This is a genomic window from Rhodanobacter denitrificans (genome assembly GCF_003335105.1).
Taxonomy (GTDB): Bacteria; Pseudomonadota; Gammaproteobacteria; order Xanthomonadales; family Rhodanobacteraceae; genus Rhodanobacter; species Rhodanobacter denitrificans_A.
Genome location: NZ_QFWQ01000005.1, coordinates 339,762 through 354,976, shown reverse-complemented (window position 1 = coordinate 354,976; position 15,215 = coordinate 339,762). Strand labels below are relative to the sequence as shown.

Below are 15,215 nucleotides of genomic sequence, written 5' to 3'. Positions count from 1 at the left end.
CCCATCATGCTGAAGCTGACGATTGCCGGCTTGGCCGGCCTATGCCTTGCCGCCTGCGCCTCGCAACCCATCGACCGCGACGCGCAACGCCTGCACGCCGAGCGCGGCTGCAGGGTACGCGCCGCCGTTTCCCCGGCCTATGCCCTGGACAGCACCGGCGTCGGCCTCCGCAACGTCGCGCTCGACCGCTGCATGCGCGCAGCCGGTTTCGTGAGCAAGCGTTGAGTCGCGCTCTCTCGCTGCCTCATCTTCCTGTTGCCGGCTGCACGCGCAAGACCACCAGCGCGCCGCGAGGCCCAACGCCTTCAGCGCCAGCCCGCCGCCCGTGCCGCGCGCTCCTGCTGCGCATCGAAGGCCTCACCGCGCAGGCGGGCATCGACCGCGGCCTGCACCGCGGGCGGCATGCTGCTCGCCGCCTGGCGCAATTCGCCGCCTTCCCGCGGAGCCGCCGCGCCGAGCACCGGCAGCTCCCAGCCTGCATCGCCATGGCAGGCAAGGCCGGCCCGTGCCGGCGCGGGGCGCAGCACGAAGGTGCGGCAAATGCGCCCGTCGTTGCTGCGGAAGCTCAGGCCAATCGACACCAGGGCCTTCGCATCCGGCTCGCTCGCCAGTGCATGATCGAGCGCGCGCTCCAGGGCACCCGCGGCAAACGACTGGCTGCCTTGCATGCGCACCAGCTCGCCGCCGGGTCGCCACCACCACAGGGCCACTGCGAGCAGCGCCACCGATGCGGCCAGCGCGGCACCCGGCACGAACCAGCGACGCGGCGCACGGCGGCGAGCGGTATCCATGCGATACCCGCCCGCAGGCACGACAAATGGCGTGACCGGTATCGCAGCCGGCGGCTGCAGCAAGGCGGACAACCGCTCCGGCGCCGGCTCGTCGAGCACTGGATCGAACGCAGCGCGCAGCTGCGCGTTCAGGGCTTGCAACTGCCGCACGCGGCGGGCGAGCACATCGTCGTGCGCCAGCGCGGCATCGACGCGCGCGGTGGCGGGCGCATCGAGTTCGCCATCCACGTAAGCCTGCAAGGTGTCGTCGTCGATCGGGTTCATGCTTCTTTCCCAAGATGGGCCTGCAAGGTGGCGCGGGCGCGAGCCAGGCGACTGGTGACGGTGCCCACCGGCACTTCCAGCAGCTCGGCGGCCTCGCCGTACGACATGCCCTCGACCAGTACCAGGGCTACTACTTCGCGATGGTCCGGCGGCAATGCCGCCAACGCCATCGCCAGTTCCAGCTGCTGCGCGGGCTGGGCGCTGGCGCGGTCGGCGGCCATCTCACCGGCCTCCTCGGGCGCAAACAGGTGTTGCGCCCTGCCACGCGCGCGCAGCTCGTCCCGCCAGGCGTTGCGCGCGATCGCGAACACCCACCGATCCAGCGCGGCGTCCGGCCGCCATTGCGCGGCGCGGGCCAGCGCACGCTCCAGCACGATCTGCACCAGATCGTCGGCATCGGCGGCCTGGCCCGCCAGCGCCCGCGCCAGGCGGCGCAGGCGCGGCAACAGCGGGATCAACCCTTCGCGCACGGCGTCGCTCGCATTCACGCATCACCTTCCATTACGTCCGAACAGGAGGATTCCTTCCCTCGCCCGCATCGGCGCAGTTCGAGGGCGTAAAGCGGGCCCATGCTAGCATCCGGCCCCGTCGCTCCCGAGGCCCCGGCCATGCCGCTGCACCGCCCGTCCGCCATGCTCGCCCCGCTGCTGGCCATCGCGCTTGCGGTGCTCGGCGCGACGCCTGCACGGGCGCAGGTACTCGGGCCGGTGCAGGGCCTGCCCAACCTGCAGGTGCCCGGCACGAACCTGCCCGGCGTCGTTCCGGCCCAGCCTTTGCGCAACGTCGACGACCTGCTTCGCGGACCACTGGCCATCACGCGCAAGTTGCAGGTCGAGTTGCTGCTGCGCAGGGAATCCCGGCGCGTCGACGTCGATCCCCGCGGTGCGCCGATCCTGCGCGGCGAATTCCTCGCCATGGGCCTGTCGGAAGCACAGCGCGATGCGGTGCAGGCGCTGGGTTTCGCGGTGGATCGCGAGACACCGGCGGACGCGACGCTGGGCCTGGACTTCGTGGTGCTGAGTGACACCCGCGGCCGCCGCACGGCCAGCGCCATGCGTGCCCTGCAACAGGCTGCTCCGGCCGCGACCTTCACCTATCAGCATCTCTACCTGCCCGCCGGTACCGGCGAGCCGGCCCGTGCAGCGACCTCGGCGGCCCCGTCGTCCAACGCACCGGCGCAACGAGTGGGGCTGATCGATGGCGGCGTCGATCCGGCCGATCCCGCGTTGGCGCACGCGCGCATCGAGCAGCACGGTTGCAGGACGGCGAACCCGTCGAAGCACGGCACCGCGGTCGCCGCCCGCCTCGTCGCCGGCGACCCGGACACGCTATACGCCGCCGACCTGTGGTGCGGCGATGCGGTCGGCGGCGCCACCTCGAACCTGGTGGACGCGCTGGCATGGATGGCGCGCGAGCGCGTGGCAGTGGTCAACATCAGCCTGGTCGGGCCGGACAACCCGGTGCTGGCGCGCGCGGTGCAGGCGATGATCGCGCGCGGCCACGTGCTGGTCAGCGCGGTCGGCAACGATGGGCCGGCGGCACCCCCGCTGTATCCCGCGGCGTACCCGGATGTGATCGGCGTCGGCGGCGTCGACGCGCACGACCGCGTGCTGCCCGAATCCGGCAGCGGCGACCAGGTGGACTTCTGCGCGTCCGGCGTGGTCGGCAGCGGCCGCGACGCATTGCGCGGCACCTCGTTCGCGGCGCCGATCGTGGCGCGGAAAGCCGCGCAACTGCTGGACGCACCCCGCGAGGGGGCCGCGGCGCAGGTGCAGCAGCACCTGATCGGCGAAGCCCGCCGGCCCGGCACCGCAGGCCGCGACCCGCGCTGCGGCTACGGCCTGCTGTCGCCCTGAATCTGAACAGCACCCAACCGCAGCCCGCCGACAGGGAAGGATCTTTCCGGCACGAACGTACAGGACCTCGGAAGCCGCGGATCGGCCGCAGGCAGGAGGTCCCCACATGCGCAACACGACTCTCAGCAACAAGACTCTCAACAGCGCCCTGCTCGCCAGCGCCCTGGCCCTGGCCCTGGCCACGATGGCCCCGCTGCACGCCCAGGTGCTGGGCGGCGCACTCGGCGGCGGCATCACCGGCGGCTTGCGCGGTCCCGTCAATGCCACGATGGGCCAGGTGGGCGGCCAGCTCGACGGCTCCGCCCGCGGCATGGGCAATATCGGTACTCCGGACATCAACCAGCGTGCGGCCGAGCGGCGCGCGGAGCGGCTGCGCCAGCGTGCCGCCTCGACCGCTGCCTCGGCCACCGGCACCGCCACACAAGCCGCCCGTCAGGTGAACGGCCAGGCAGTCGCCGGCGCCGCCGGCGGCCTCACCGGCGCGGCTGCCGCCAACGCCGGCAATGGCAATGGCAACAACGCCGCGCTGGATGGCGCCGGGGAACTGGGCTCGTCCGCCACCGGCGCCGTCGATACCACGGGCACGCGCGATGCCGCGGCCGGCACCGCAGGCCAGGCCGCCAGCCACGCGCGTTCAGCCGTCTCGACGGCCGAACGCGGCACCCGCAATGCAATGAGCCGCGTGCAGAACGCACCCGCGAGCGCCGAGGCTCCAGCCGGTACCGGCCTGAACACGGCCGAGCAGGCGACCGCCAACGGTGCGCAGTCGTCCCGCGCCGCCGGCTCGCTCGGCACGGATGCCGCCGGCAGCGCATCGCAGGCAAGCTCGGCCGGCCCGGGTACCCAGTCGGGCAACGAAACCGCCTCGAAGCCCGGCCTGCTGTCGCACGCATCGGGTGCCGCGGACAATATCGGGAACAAATCGGTCGATGCGTCGGGCTCCGGCGCGGCCCATGGCAACAGTGATGCGAACGCCGGCTCGAGCGCAGGCGGCAGCGGCTCGGCCAACGCCAGCGGCCACGCCCGCGCGCACGGCTCGGCCCGCAACGGCGTGTCCGCCTCGACGCAGGCCGACGGCAACGCCAGTGCCAGCGCGAATGCGCAGCACTGAGTTGACGGCAGCGTAGAACCAGAAGCCCCCGCTTGCGGGGGCTTCTTCGTGGCAAAAAGAGAGGCCCCGCATGGTGCGGGGCCCCTTTGGTCTCACCAGAGATACAGCGAATCCAGACTCACACCGCCGGAGGCCCGCTCGGCGCAGGACCAGTCGGCTGCGCGGGTGTGCGTGGTCCGCGGGCAAAGCGGGCGGACAGCGCCTTGCGCGCATCGTCCAGCCCCTGCCCCTTGCCGGCCACCTTGAACACCGCGTAGCCCTCCAGCGCGTTGGTCATCAGGTCGCTGCCGATCGCCATCTCGGTGTCGTTGCTGCGCTGATGCAGCCTGCCCAGCCGCACCAGCGCGGGCGCAACGCATCCAGCGTGGCGATGCCGCGCTGATAACCTTCCAGATTGAAATTGCGGGACAACACGCCGGGGTTGTCCGGGAATCCAGTGCCTCATCGCGCCAAGAACGGCCGAAGGCACCGGATCCCGCCGGGGACAGCGAGGCCTGATGCTTCAATCAGGCCTCGCCCGTTCCCCACCATGTCCTACTGTGCGGTCGGCGTGATGTAACCCGGCGGCAACGCCTGCTTTTCCCGCATCGCCTGCATGTAGCGGTCGCGCAGCATGGTCTGGCGGCTGACCATGGGAATCTTGCGGCCGGCGATGAATACCTGGTCGGCGAAGCTGGACAGCTCCAGCGGGTCGGCGCTCCAGATCACCACGTCGGCCAGCTTGCCCTGCTCCAGCGTGCCCACGTCCTTGTCCATGCCGTAGATCCGCGCCGGGTTCAACATCAGCGCCTTCAAGGCATCGAGCCACGGCAGGCCGTTGGCTACCGCGTTGCCGGCGGCCTGGGTGACGTTGCGCGCGTTGTGGGTGTCGCCGGTGGCGAAGGCGATCAGCACGCCGGCTTTCTGCAGGCGCGCGGCGTTCTCCAGCGTCGAGCCCAGTGTCTCGAAGTGCGCCGGCAGGTCTTCCAGCGGATTGAGCAGCACCGGCACGTGGGCGGCGGCGAGTTCGTCGGCGACCATCCAGGCCTCGGCGCCGCCGGAGACGATCAGCTTCAGCTTGAAGTCGCGGGCCAATCGCAGCGCAGCCTCGATGTCGCTGGCGCGCTCGACGTGGAGCACCAGCGGCTCCTGGCCCGCCAGCACCGGGCCGAGCGCCTCCAGGTCCAGCCGCGTCAGCGCGTACTTGCGGCGCTGGTTGCTGGCGTAGGCGCTGGTGTTGTCGGCGTAGTCCTTCGCATCCTGCAACGCCTCGCGCAGGGCCAGCATCGCGGCCGCGCGCGAGCCGCCGGCCTGTGCGGCGCCAGTCTCGCCCAGCGCGGCAAACATCGCTGCCGCGTCGCGATGGATGAAGCCTTCGGTGGAACCCAGGTCGATGATGGCGCCGCGGCCGGCGATGATGTGCTTGTCGCCGTTGGTGGGCGAGACCATCGCGCGGGTCACGCCGGCGATGCGGTTGACCGGGATCAGCACCGAGCGCGGGTTGATCGCGTCAGCCACGTCGAACGCGGCGCTGAAGCGCGAGTCACCGGCCGAGGCATCGCGGGTTTCCTTGACCGCACCCACTTCGACGATGCCGAACTGGCTTTGCGGATCGAAGATGCCGGGCGTGACGATCTTGCCGCTGGCGTCGATGCGCTCGGCATCGGCGGGAATGTCGACGTTGGCGCCGACCGCGGCGATCTTGCCATCCTTGACCAGCACCGTGCCGTGCTCGATCTTGCCGGCGGCGCCCAGCGTGTATACGGTGCCGCCGGTTATGGCGTAGGTCTTGCCGTCGCCGGCGGCGTGCTTGTTCGCACTCGACGCGCCGGTATCGGTACGGTCCGCCGAACGGTCGGCGGGGCTGCAGGCGACGCAGAGCATCGCCAGGATCATGGTCAGGTATTTCATCGTGCGCCCTCCCCTGCGGCGGCGGCGTCGGCGGCGTGCGGGTCGATCGAGCTGCCCAGCATGAAGTCGGAGGTGGATTGTCGCTTCGGATCGTCGCGGTCGAACACCACGGCGCCGTCGAGAAACACCTTCTCGGTACGCGCGTAGACGCTGAACGGGTCGGCGCTCCAGATCACCACGTCGGCATCCTTGCCCGGTTCCAGCGAGCCGATGCGGTCGGCGAGGCCCAGCGCCTTGGCCGGGTTGAGCGTCATCCACATCACCGCGTGCTCCTTGCTGATGTCGAGCCCGGCGCGCCGGCCTGCCGCCAGCGCCTTGGCCACTTCCTGGTTGAGGCGCTGGATGCCGTTCTGGTCGTCCGAGTGGATCATCGCGCAGGCGCCGCCGGCATCGACCATCGCGATGTTGGCGCGGATGCCGTCCCACGCTTCCATCTTGAAGCCCCACCAGTCGGCCCACATCGCCGCGCAGGTGTCGGCCTTGGCCAGCAGGTGCGGAATCTTGTACGCCTCGACGGCGTGGTGGAACGCGGCGATACCGAAGCCGAACTCGTGCGCCACGTCGAGCAAGGCGGCCATCTCGTCGGCGCGATAGCAATGCATCTGCACGCGGATCTTGCCGTCGAGTACTTCGGCCAGGGTTTCCTTGCCAAGATCACGCTTGGGCGGCGGGCCGGCATCGACGGCGCCCTTGGCCTTGACCTTGGCTTCCCACGCTTTCCACTCGCGGTCGTAGGCCTGCGCATCGGCGAACGCCTGCCGATAGCCGGCGACGTCGCCCATCAGCGTCGACGGAAACTGGTGGCGGCTGCCGTAGACCCGCATCGGGTTCTCGCCGCAGGCCATCTTCAAGCCGTACGGCGCATCCGGAAATTTCATCCCCTGCACGGTGGTGGCCGGCACGTTCTTCAAGACCACGCTGCGACCGCCGATCAGGTTGCCGGAACCGGGCAGGATCTCCAGCGTGGTCACGCCACCGGCGCGCGCGGTGTTGAAACCCGGGTCCTGCGGCCAGACCGAATGCTCGGCCATCACCTGCGGCGTGGTCGGATTGGTCATCTCGTTGCCGTTGGCGGTGGCCTCCACCGCGGGCGACGGATACACGCCCAGATGCGAATGCACGTCGATGAGTCCGGGCATGACATATTTGCCCCTGGCGTCGATCACGACGGCGCCGGCGGGCGCCTCGATGTTCTTGCCGACCGCCGCAACCTTGCCGTCGCGCAGCAGCACCGACCCATCGTCGATGCGCTCGCCGGTGCCGGTGTAGATCGTCGCGTGCTGGATCAGCGTGGTCTGCGAAGGCAGCGGCTGGTAGGTGGACGGGAAGGCGTCCGGCGGAAACTCGGCCGGCAGTGAGGCCGCTGCATTGGCAACAATCCCCGCGGACACCACCAGCAAAACCGCGAGCGCTGCCGCTCGCAAGTGTGACGATTTCATCTTCGCTCCCAAGTTGGCCCCAATACCACGCCTGCCCTGGCAGCGAGGTACGGCGCGTCCATCGCCGCCGTCTGCAAACCGTACATGGAAGCGCTGGCAAAGTCTTGCTTGCGCGAACGGTGTTCCAGGTACAAGCGATGCGGGGCGGCAGAAAGTGCATACGCCGTGTCTGGGCCGGAATCCTGAATCGACATGCACCGCCACGATGCACGGCCTATGGATGGGGCCATTCGGATCAAGGAGGCCGGGGAAGTCAGCCTGACTTGACTTCTTCCGTCCGCTTTCCGTTTTGGAGTTGCGAGCGGCTCAATAAGCTGGGGGGTTCCGCATCGATAGCCTTGCGATACACAGCCACCTCTTCCAACTCTTCGGTTTCGCGAGCCTGACGGTTTTGACTCACCGGCATGCAGTAGTCCTCAAGCGAGGGGTCGGTACACAAGGGGCCCTGCAGCAAAGCCCTCGGGAAGATCTCGCCCGAATAGAGTGCATCCATCGCTTTCCGAGATACCTGAAACAGCGGCACCGGATGCCCGTAGTTCGCGACGATCGCCTTCAATTCCAGTCTTGTCCTCTCATAGCCCCATTCCCATCCATCCGAAAAGGGCCGGTAACGCTCAATCTCTTCGTCATCCCCCAGCCAACCAGCGCGTTCAACAAGCACCAGTTCCAGACGCTGGCTACCCCATTTGCGGTAGTCGAGGTGTTTGTCGGTGGTGAATGCACGGACCGGGAGAATCATGGCGGGAGGTGCCAGGGAACGAAGCTCCTCGAAGAACCTGTGCGGCGACTTGTAGCAATGGCGAAGTGGATAGATTCGCTCGCTCGCGCCTTCCAACCACTCACGACGAACACCAAATAAGGCAGAAGCCGCTTCCAACACTTCGTCGGTGAGAGCGGTAAGCATGTTCGCTGGGGATGCCAGCTGTGACAGATTGATCTCGGGCAGCAATCTTGGGATCTGCGTTATGGCGACGCCATGCTGCTCAAAAAGTTCGACAAATCGAGTTGCTGCAATCTCGAAGGGGCTACGTGGTGGCTTTCTCCATCTCCTCCACAGCGCCTTCAGGTCAACGCCTACACCGTGAAAGTTCGGTTTAAGTTGAAGGATCTCGTCCGTCATTGTCAGCAATCATCCCTTTAACTGAAACTCATCGACTCGGATTTAGAGCCTAAGCGCCTCAGCGCATTTGGTGATCGCCTGGTTCGTATAGAAATAGTCTGGCTCATGCTTGGCTGCGCGAGCCATCACGTCGAACTCCGGGTTTGCCGCATCGTCAGGGTTGAACTTCACCAGGCCGATACCAACGACTCCGGCCAATGCATCAAGGCGTTGAAGATCTGCCTTGGGGGCCGTGCATGGCACTACCAGATAGACGCGGTGTGCGAAGAGCTTGTACGCACAAGCCTGGCCGAATGCCACGATCAACTGATTGGTGTCGGTCTTGATCTCTGCCGCGATGACCTCTTCAGAGAACTTGATCGGATCGGTGCGCCTGGGCTGGAACAGAGCGATGACATCCGGCGTCCCCCATTTCGTTCCAAGGCAGTTCCCACCAAGTGGCACCGCGACCGTGGCTTCCTCGACCTCGTCCTTCAGCCAATCTGCGAACGGCTGATAGAAATCGTGTTCCTTGAGCCTGCTGATCGATGCTACAGCGGGTTCACCAAGTGAGTTCAGTTCCGTCGGCGTTTCTGCCCCATAAACGTACAAACCTCTTTCGGGTTTGCTGATCTCGTCGGGAAGATGGCTTGCGAAGTAGTGAATCGATCCGTGGATGGAATTTTGGTTCTCTGCTGGCAAGGCCCGCTCAGCGGTGCGATGAAGTTCCGCCCAGCGCATGCCGCTGGGGCTGGCCTTGATGGCGTCGGTAAGAATGTCAGCGACTCGCTTGCGGATCGTGCTCACGGCTATTCCTTGCGTTGGTTCAGATCAAAGACCGAAGAAGCTGTCGGAAATCAACTTGGTAAGTCCCGTTTTGCTCAGACTGCAAATGGTTGGGTCGCTGCGCTCACCAGTGCATCGGCAAGACGGGACTGGGTTGCGCGAGATTGCTGCAGGCGCTCGCGCAGATCGGAGCAGCGGTAACGCAGTTGTTCGACGCGGGTGACGATGCGGTGTTGTTCGGCGACGGGCGGAAGCGGAAATACGTACCGTTGCACACTTGTTGCTGCAAGATTCGGTTGGCGTGGCGGTAAGGCCGATCTGCGCGGCACTGCTGAAATAGGTGAGGATCTCGCGCCACGCGGAATCCTCGGCGGCGCTGCCGCGGTGGCACTCGTCGACGATGATCAGGTCGAAGAAATCCGGCGAGAACTGCTTGTAGATGTTGTCCTCGTCCTCGCGGCCGGATACGGCCTGGTACAGCGACAGATAGATCTCGTAGGACTTGTCGACGAGCTTGGTGGTCTTGTGCACGGCCAGGTCGAGCTGGTCGATGAAGCGCTGTCCCGTCTCGACATCGACCCGCTCCACGCCTTTCTGGTTCGGGCTGAGCTTGGCCATGGCGCCCTTGAAGGGCTTGAAGTCGTTGACCATGGTCTGGTCGATCAGGATGTTGCGGTCGGCCAGATACAGGATGCGTTTCCTGGCACCGGACTTCCACAGCCACCAGATGATCTGGAAGGCGGTGAAGGTCTTGCCGGTGCCGGTGGCCATGACCAGCAACACGCGGTCGCGACCCGCGGCGATCGCCTCGACGATGCGGTTGACGGCGATGATCTGGTAATAGCGCGGCGGCTTGCCGGGGAACCAGGCCGATTCCGCCACATGACGCACGTCTGCCGACCAGCCTTTCCAGGCGCAGTAGCATTGCCACAGTTCGTCGGGGCTGGGGAATTCGTCGAGCGTGATTTCGCGTTCCAGCACGCCGTCACCCAGCGTGCGGTCGCGGAAGAGAAAGCCGTCGCCGTTGCTGGAAAACGCGAATGGCACATCCAGCAGTTCGGCGTACGCAATCGCCTGTGGCATGCCGGCGTTGAGCGAATGGGTGTTGTCCTTGGCCTCGATCACCGCCAGCGGGCGATCCGCACGGTGGCACAGCATGTAGTCGGCGCGGCGGATGCTGGCATTGTCGCGCGCGGCACGATGGCCACGCACCACCATGCGACCGGCCTTGAGCGTGAATTCCTGAAACACCTGCTCATCCACGTTCCAGCCGCTGGCGACCAGGTCGGGCGTGATGAACTTCAGGCAGATGTCCGCTTCGGACAGTTTTTTCTTATCCATGAAGCATGACTCTGGCGACTCCCCCGACTCGAACACGTCAGAGCATAGGGCGTCGGGACGACCCCGACCAGTCGACGGAACATATCGACGCTGCTGGTATGCCGCGACAGATGCGTGCCGCTCAATAGTGACAGCGCAACTGTGCGATCAGTAACGCGCCCGCGGCGGGCTTGCACAACCACGCGTATTCGTCGTTGATGCGGCGCAACCCGTAGCCCGTCAGCCGTGCTGCAGAGGCTCAGGTTCAAGCCAGCGACTCACCCCGCGAGCGCCTTGCGCTCCCCTGCCCCAGCCAGCTCGTGCATCCAGTCCACCGTGCTGTCGAGCACCCTGGCCGCCTTGACTCCGCGTGCCGAGAAGATTTCCGCCAGCGCCTGGTAGTAGCCGAGCGTGCCGTCGCGGCCGCCGGTGAAGCGTTCGAACACGTGGATGCCAGTTTCGGGGTCTTCGAGGTCCTGCACAATGGCGCGGGCGTAGTGCAGTTGGTCGCAGGCGGAAACCAGCAGGGTCGCGTCCGGGGCCTGGCGCAGGTGCGCGAGGTAGCCGAGCTTGCGTTCGATCCAGTCGCGGCGTTTGGCCTCGGGGTCGGTACGGCTGGCCTTGCCTTCAGCGGTGCCGTCGGTGCAGTCCATGACGATGTTGGCGACGGCGTCGCCGAACTGCGCGCGGATCGTTGTTTCATGCTCGGCGCCGCAATCCTCGATGGTGTCGTGCAGCAGGCCGGCGATGGCCTAGTCCTCGCTGCCGCCGAACTCGATCACCAGGCTGGCCACGCCGAGCAGGTGGTAGAGGTACGGGATGCTCGAGCCCTTGCGCACCTGCGTGGCGTGGGCGACGCGGGAGTAGTCGACGGCGCGGCTGAAGCGCTCGGTGAGTGCGGTCATGGCGTTCCCCCTGGCTGGTTCCATCGCGCGATGGTGGCAGCGATGGGTCGCAAGGGGCGAGATCGGGGGGCGGCTTGAAGAGTAGAAGCTTTACCCCCTCACACCCCTGCACGCAGGGAGAGGAGCGGAGCATTCACGCGTCGACGTAGTTGCGCGGCACGCGCTTCAGCCCGCACAGCAGCTGGTACGCGCTGCTTTCGCTGTGCAGCGCCAGTTCGCTGACCGGGACCTGTTTGCCCCACAGCTCGACACGGCTGCCGAGGCCGGCGGCGGGGTGGTCGGTGAGGTCGACGGTGAGCATGTCCATCGACACGCGGCCGACCAGTTCGCCGGGCTGGCCGTCGATGCTGACCGGGCTGCCGTTGGGGGCAAATTGCGGGTAGCCGTCGGCGTAGCCCATCGCGACGACGCCGATGCGGCTGGGGCGCTGGGTGACGAAGCGGGCGCCGTAGCCGATCGGTTCGCCGGTGGCAAGCTCGCGCACGCCGATCACCTTCGACTCCAGCGTCATCACCGGACGCAGGCGATCGGCAACGGGGTGCGCGCCGGCGAATGGCGTGGCGCCGTACAGCATCAGGCCTGGCCGCGCCCACTCGCCCTGCGTCTCGGGCCAGCCGAGCAGCGCGGGGGAATTGCCGAGGCTGCTGGGCAGGTGCAACTCGTCGCACACCTGGTGGAACAGCGCCTGCTGCTCGGTGGTGCGTTCACAGTCCAGCTCGTCGGCGCGGGCGAAGTGGGTCATCGCCACCACTTCGCGCACCTGCGGCATGGCCTGCAGACGCTGCAGGCTGGCGCGGTAGTCCGCTGCGGCCAGGCCGAGCCGGTGCATGCCCGAATCGAGCTTCAGCCAGATCGTGAACGGCTTGGTCGGGCGTGAGCGCTCGATCGCGTCGATCTGCCACTCGGCCTGCACCACGCACCACAGGTCGTGGGCGTCGATCAGCGCCAGCTCGTCGGCCTCGAAGAAGCCTTCCAACAGCAGGATCGGTGCACGGATGCCGGCCTCGCGCAGTTCCAGCGCCTCCTCGATGCAGGCCACGCCGAAACCGTCGGCCTCAGCCTCCAGCACCTGTGCGCAGCGCACGGCACCATGACCGTAGGCGTCGGCCTTGACCACGGCCAGCGCCTTGCGCCCACCCAGCTCGCGCGCCAGGCGGTAGTTGTGGCGCAAGGCGGCCAGGTCGATCAGGGCACGTGCCGGTCGCATCAGGCATGGACTCCCGCGGAGGGGCGGCTACTGTAGCGCGAGATGTCCAGGCCCTCGCTGCTGATCTGCGGCTTGCGCCCCGCGATCAGGTCGGCCAGGTAACGGCCGGAACCGCAGGCCATGGTCCAGCCCAGCGTGCCGTGGCCGGTATTGAGGTAGAGGTTGTCCAGCCGGGTGGCGCCGACCACCGGCGTGCCGTCGGGAGTGGCTGGGCGCAGGCCGGTCCAGAAGGTGGAGCGGCTCAGGTCGCCACCGCGCGGATACAGGTCGCCGACCACTTTTTCCAGGGTGGCGCGGCGCCGCGGCGACAGCGACAGGTCGAAGCCGGACACCTCGGCCATGCCGCCGACGCGGATGCGCTGGTCGAAGCGGGTCACCGCGACCTTGTAGGTTTCGTCGAGGATGGTCGAGGTGGGCGCCAGCGCCGGATCGGTGATCGGCAGGGTCAGCGAGTAACCCTTCAGCGGATACACCGGCAGGCGGATACCCAGCGGCGCCAGCAGCTGCGGCGTATAGCTGCCCAGCGCCAGCACGTAGCGGTCGGCACGTTCGAGCTTGCCGTCGATGCGCACGCCGGTGAGGCGACCGCCGTCGTGTTCGAGCTTTTCCACGGTGGCGCCGAAGCGGAATTCGACGCCGGCCGCCTGCGCCCGCGCGGCGAGCAGGCGGGTGAACAGTTCGCAGTCGCCGGTCTGGTCGTTCGGCAGGCGCAGCGCGCCGCTGAGCTGGTCGACCACCCCGGCCAGCGCCGGTTCCACCCGCACGATGCCGGCGCGGTCGAGCAGTTCGTACGGCACGCCGTACTGCCTGAGCACGGCGATGTCCTTGGCCGCGTCGTCCAGTTGCGCCTGGGTGCGGAACAGCTGCACGGTGCCGAGCTGGCGGCCTTCGTAATCCAGTCCGGTCTCGGCGCGCAACTCGTCCATGCAATCGCGGCTGTATTCGGACAGGCGCACCATGCGCGCCTTGTTGACCGCATAACGGCTGGCGGTGCAGTTGCGCAGCATCTGCAACAGCCACAGGTATTGCTGCGGGTCGAGGCCGGGCCGGATCGCCAGCGGCGCGTGGCGCATGAACAGCCACTTCAAGGCCTTCAGCGGCACTCCGGGGGCGGCCCACGGCGAGGCGTAGCCGGGCGAGATCTGGCCCGCGTTGGCGAAACTGGTTTCGCGTGCCGGCGCGCTTTCGCGATCCACCACGGTCACCTCGAAACCGGCGCGCGCCAGGTACCACGCGCTGCACGTTCCGATCACGCCGCTGCCCAGAATCAATACCCGCATCACGCTCCCCTTCCGCCGGTTGGCCCGCGGGCCGGGCCGCAGGAAATGATCGCCGGCGAGTATAGGAACGATCGGCCAGGCTTGTTTTCTGTCTTTTGCGACGTTCACGGGTAAAATCACTGCAAGATTGGCAATCCCTGGTGAGCGCATGGCGGTCAAACGGCGGGAATTCGACAAAATCGACCGGAAAATCCTCCGGGTGTTGCAGGACGAGGGGCGCATCTCGTTCACCGAGCTGGGCGAGCGGGTCGGCCTGTCCACCACGCCGTGCACCGAGCGCGTACGGCGGCTGGAGCGTGACGGCGTGATCACCGGCTACCACGCACGGCTCGACCCGCACACGGTCGGCGCCGGCCTGCTGGTGTTCGTGGAGATCAGCCTGGCCTACAAGTCGGGCGACATCTTCGAGGAATTCCGCAACGCCGCGCTGCGCCTGCCCAACGTGCTGGAATGCCACCTCGTCTCGGGCGCGTTCGATTACCTGATCAAGGCACGCATCTCGGGCATGGCCTCGTACCGCAAGCTGCTAGGCAACACCCTGCTGACCCTGCCGAACGTACGCGATTCGAAAAGCTACATCGTGATGGAAGAGATCAAGGAAACGCTCAGCCTGCCGGTGGGCGAGCGCGCGGAGGCAGCGAGATAGAAGCTAGGACTACGACGTAGGTTGGGGTAAGCGCCAGCGAACCCCAACAACCACATCGCCAAGGATGACTCGATGCGTTATCGAAGAGCCTGTGCCACCGGCGGAACATACTTTTTCACCGTCAATCTGGCCGACCGTTCCAGCTGCCTGCTGATCGAGCGTATCGACGCGCTTCGTCAAGCGGTACGAGCGGTAAAGCAGCGTCATCCGTTCGAGATCGTCGCGTGGGTCGTATTGCCTGAGCATATGCACGCCGTATGGGCGCTGCCGCCGGACGACACGGATTTTTCCACCCGCTGGCTGCTGATCAAGGCCAATTTTTCCCGCACCATTGAACGGGGCGAAGCCATTCGCGATTCCCGGCTACGCAAGGGTGAACGCGGCATCTGGCAACGCCGCTTCTGGGAACATCAGATCCGCAATGAGAGCGATCTCGCACGGCATGTCGATTACGTGCACATCAACCCGGTGAAGCACGGGCATGCCAGCCGGGCAGCAGATTGGCCGTATTCATCCATTCACCGATATATCCGGGAGGGGATGATTGCGGCGGATTGGGCGTGTGACCCAGAGCGGGTCGCGGTTGACGGTGAGCGTCGGGGGTGATGTTGGGGTTCGCTG

General features: G+C 67.0%; 14 protein-coding genes and 2 pseudogenes. 5 read left to right on the top strand and 11 right to left on the bottom strand.

Translation table 11 applies throughout. From position 1 onward, the window contains the following. Positions 1-6 precede the first annotated feature (6 nt). A complete protein-coding gene (locus DEO45_RS08915; RefSeq protein WP_114342687.1) occupies positions 7-225 on the top strand; it encodes a hypothetical protein in 219 nt (72 codons plus the stop codon). 80 nt (positions 226-305) lie between these two features. Here the strand turns inward: DEO45_RS08915 and DEO45_RS08910 are convergent, their stop codons facing one another. Continuing rightward, positions 306-1,055: an anti-sigma factor family protein gene (locus DEO45_RS08910; RefSeq protein WP_114342685.1), complete on the bottom strand. Its 750-nt coding sequence runs from the start codon at positions 1,053-1,055 to the stop codon at positions 306-308. Beyond that, entirely contained in the window at positions 1,052-1,543 is a 492-nt protein-coding gene (locus DEO45_RS08905) for an RNA polymerase sigma factor (protein WP_114342683.1), read from the bottom strand. The genes DEO45_RS08910 and DEO45_RS08905 overlap by 4 nt, the downstream gene beginning before the upstream one ends. A 120-nt stretch (positions 1,544-1,663) precedes the next feature. Here DEO45_RS08905 and DEO45_RS08900 point away from each other — a divergent pair, with 120 nt between their 5' ends. Together DEO45_RS08900 and DEO45_RS08895 are read left to right on the top strand one after the other, a co-directional pair. Then, on the top strand, positions 1,664-2,911 hold the full coding sequence (locus tag DEO45_RS08900; protein ID WP_114342681.1) for a S8 family serine peptidase: 1,248 nt from the start codon (positions 1,664-1,666) through the stop codon (positions 2,909-2,911). Between the two features lie 106 nt (positions 2,912-3,017). Then, positions 3,018-4,022 carry a hypothetical protein gene (locus tag DEO45_RS08895; protein WP_114342678.1) on the top strand — a complete coding sequence of 335 codons (1,005 nt, stop codon included), beginning with the start codon at positions 3,018-3,020 and terminating at the stop codon, positions 4,020-4,022. Between the two features lie 118 nt (positions 4,023-4,140). On the opposite strand, the gene DEO45_RS16595 is transcribed toward DEO45_RS08895, so the two are convergent. From DEO45_RS16595 to DEO45_RS08845, 9 genes and pseudogenes are all read right to left on the bottom strand, one after another. Continuing rightward, entirely contained in the window at positions 4,141-4,320 is a 180-nt protein-coding gene (locus DEO45_RS16595) for a hypothetical protein (RefSeq protein WP_189339707.1), read from the bottom strand. Positions 4,321-4,556: 236 nt separating this feature from the next. Continuing rightward, complete coding sequence (locus DEO45_RS08885; protein ID WP_114342676.1) at positions 4,557-5,912, bottom strand: amidohydrolase family protein; 1,356 nt, start codon at positions 5,910-5,912, stop codon at positions 4,557-4,559. Then, a complete protein-coding gene (locus DEO45_RS08880) occupies positions 5,909-7,351 on the bottom strand; it encodes an amidohydrolase (protein ID WP_114342674.1) in 1,443 nt (480 codons plus the stop codon). The genes DEO45_RS08885 and DEO45_RS08880 overlap by 4 nt, the downstream gene beginning before the upstream one ends. Positions 7,352-7,604: 253 nt before the next feature. Continuing rightward, the gene (locus DEO45_RS08875; protein ID WP_147269692.1) at positions 7,605-8,471 is read right to left on the bottom strand and encodes a hypothetical protein; all 867 of its coding nucleotides are present in this window, start codon (positions 8,469-8,471) and stop codon (positions 7,605-7,607) included. Between the two features lie 42 nt (positions 8,472-8,513). Then, on the bottom strand, positions 8,514-9,257 hold the full coding sequence (locus DEO45_RS08870; RefSeq protein WP_114342668.1) for a hypothetical protein: 744 nt from the start codon (positions 9,255-9,257) through the stop codon (positions 8,514-8,516). A 267-nt stretch (positions 9,258-9,524) separates the two neighbouring features. After that, positions 9,525-10,577, bottom strand: a pseudogene (locus DEO45_RS08865) (DEAD/DEAH box helicase family protein); the annotation flags it as partial. A 257-nt stretch (positions 10,578-10,834) separates the two neighbouring features. Further along, positions 10,835-11,461, bottom strand: a pseudogene (locus DEO45_RS08855) (HD domain-containing protein). A gap of 133 nt (positions 11,462-11,594) precedes the next feature. Beyond that, positions 11,595-12,668 (bottom strand): alanine racemase, encoded by a 1,074-nt coding sequence (alr, locus tag DEO45_RS08850; protein ID WP_114342664.1) that lies wholly within the window; start codon positions 12,666-12,668, stop codon positions 11,595-11,597. Further along, on the bottom strand, positions 12,668-13,948 hold the full coding sequence (locus tag DEO45_RS08845) for a D-amino acid dehydrogenase (RefSeq protein ID WP_114342662.1): 1,281 nt from the start codon (positions 13,946-13,948) through the stop codon (positions 12,668-12,670). Before DEO45_RS08845 ends, alr begins: the two co-directional genes overlap by 1 nt. 148 nt (positions 13,949-14,096) lie before the next feature. Here DEO45_RS08845 and DEO45_RS08840 point away from each other — a divergent pair, with 148 nt between their 5' ends. Then, positions 14,097-14,594 (top strand): winged helix-turn-helix transcriptional regulator, encoded by a 498-nt coding sequence (locus DEO45_RS08840; RefSeq protein WP_114342660.1) that lies wholly within the window; start codon positions 14,097-14,099, stop codon positions 14,592-14,594. A gap of 72 nt (positions 14,595-14,666) precedes the next feature. Beyond that, positions 14,667-15,200, top strand: coding sequence for an REP-associated tyrosine transposase (locus tag DEO45_RS08835; protein WP_114342657.1), 534 nt, complete (start codon positions 14,667-14,669; stop codon positions 15,198-15,200). Positions 15,201-15,215 lie beyond the last annotated feature (15 nt).

Coding starts and splice junctions, on each gene's coding strand:
- DEO45_RS08915 (WP_114342687.1), top strand. CDS start 7: ATGCTGAAGCTGACGATTGCCGGCTTGGCCGGCCTATGCCTTGCCGCC.
- DEO45_RS08910 (WP_114342685.1), bottom strand. CDS start 1,055: ATGAACCCGATCGACGACGACACCTTGCAGGCTTACGTGGATGGCGAA.
- DEO45_RS08900 (WP_114342681.1), top strand. CDS start 1,664: ATGCCGCTGCACCGCCCGTCCGCCATGCTCGCCCCGCTGCTGGCCATC.
- DEO45_RS08895 (WP_114342678.1), top strand. CDS start 3,018: ATGCGCAACACGACTCTCAGCAACAAGACTCTCAACAGCGCCCTGCTC.
- DEO45_RS16595 (WP_189339707.1), bottom strand. CDS start 4,320: ATGGCGATCGGCAGCGACCTGATGACCAACGCGCTGGAGGGCTACGCG.
- DEO45_RS08885 (WP_114342676.1), bottom strand. CDS start 5,912: ATGAAATACCTGACCATGATCCTGGCGATGCTCTGCGTCGCCTGCAGC.
- DEO45_RS08880 (WP_114342674.1), bottom strand. CDS start 7,351: ATGAAATCGTCACACTTGCGAGCGGCAGCGCTCGCGGTTTTGCTGGTG.
- DEO45_RS08875 (WP_147269692.1), bottom strand. CDS start 8,471: ATGACGGACGAGATCCTTCAACTTAAACCGAACTTTCACGGTGTAGGC.
- alr (WP_114342664.1), bottom strand. CDS start 12,668: ATGCGACCGGCACGTGCCCTGATCGACCTGGCCGCCTTGCGCCACAAC.
- DEO45_RS08845 (WP_114342662.1), bottom strand. CDS start 13,948: ATGCGGGTATTGATTCTGGGCAGCGGCGTGATCGGAACGTGCAGCGCG.
- DEO45_RS08840 (WP_114342660.1), top strand. CDS start 14,097: ATGGCGGTCAAACGGCGGGAATTCGACAAAATCGACCGGAAAATCCTC.
- DEO45_RS08835 (WP_114342657.1), top strand. CDS start 14,667: ATGCGTTATCGAAGAGCCTGTGCCACCGGCGGAACATACTTTTTCACC.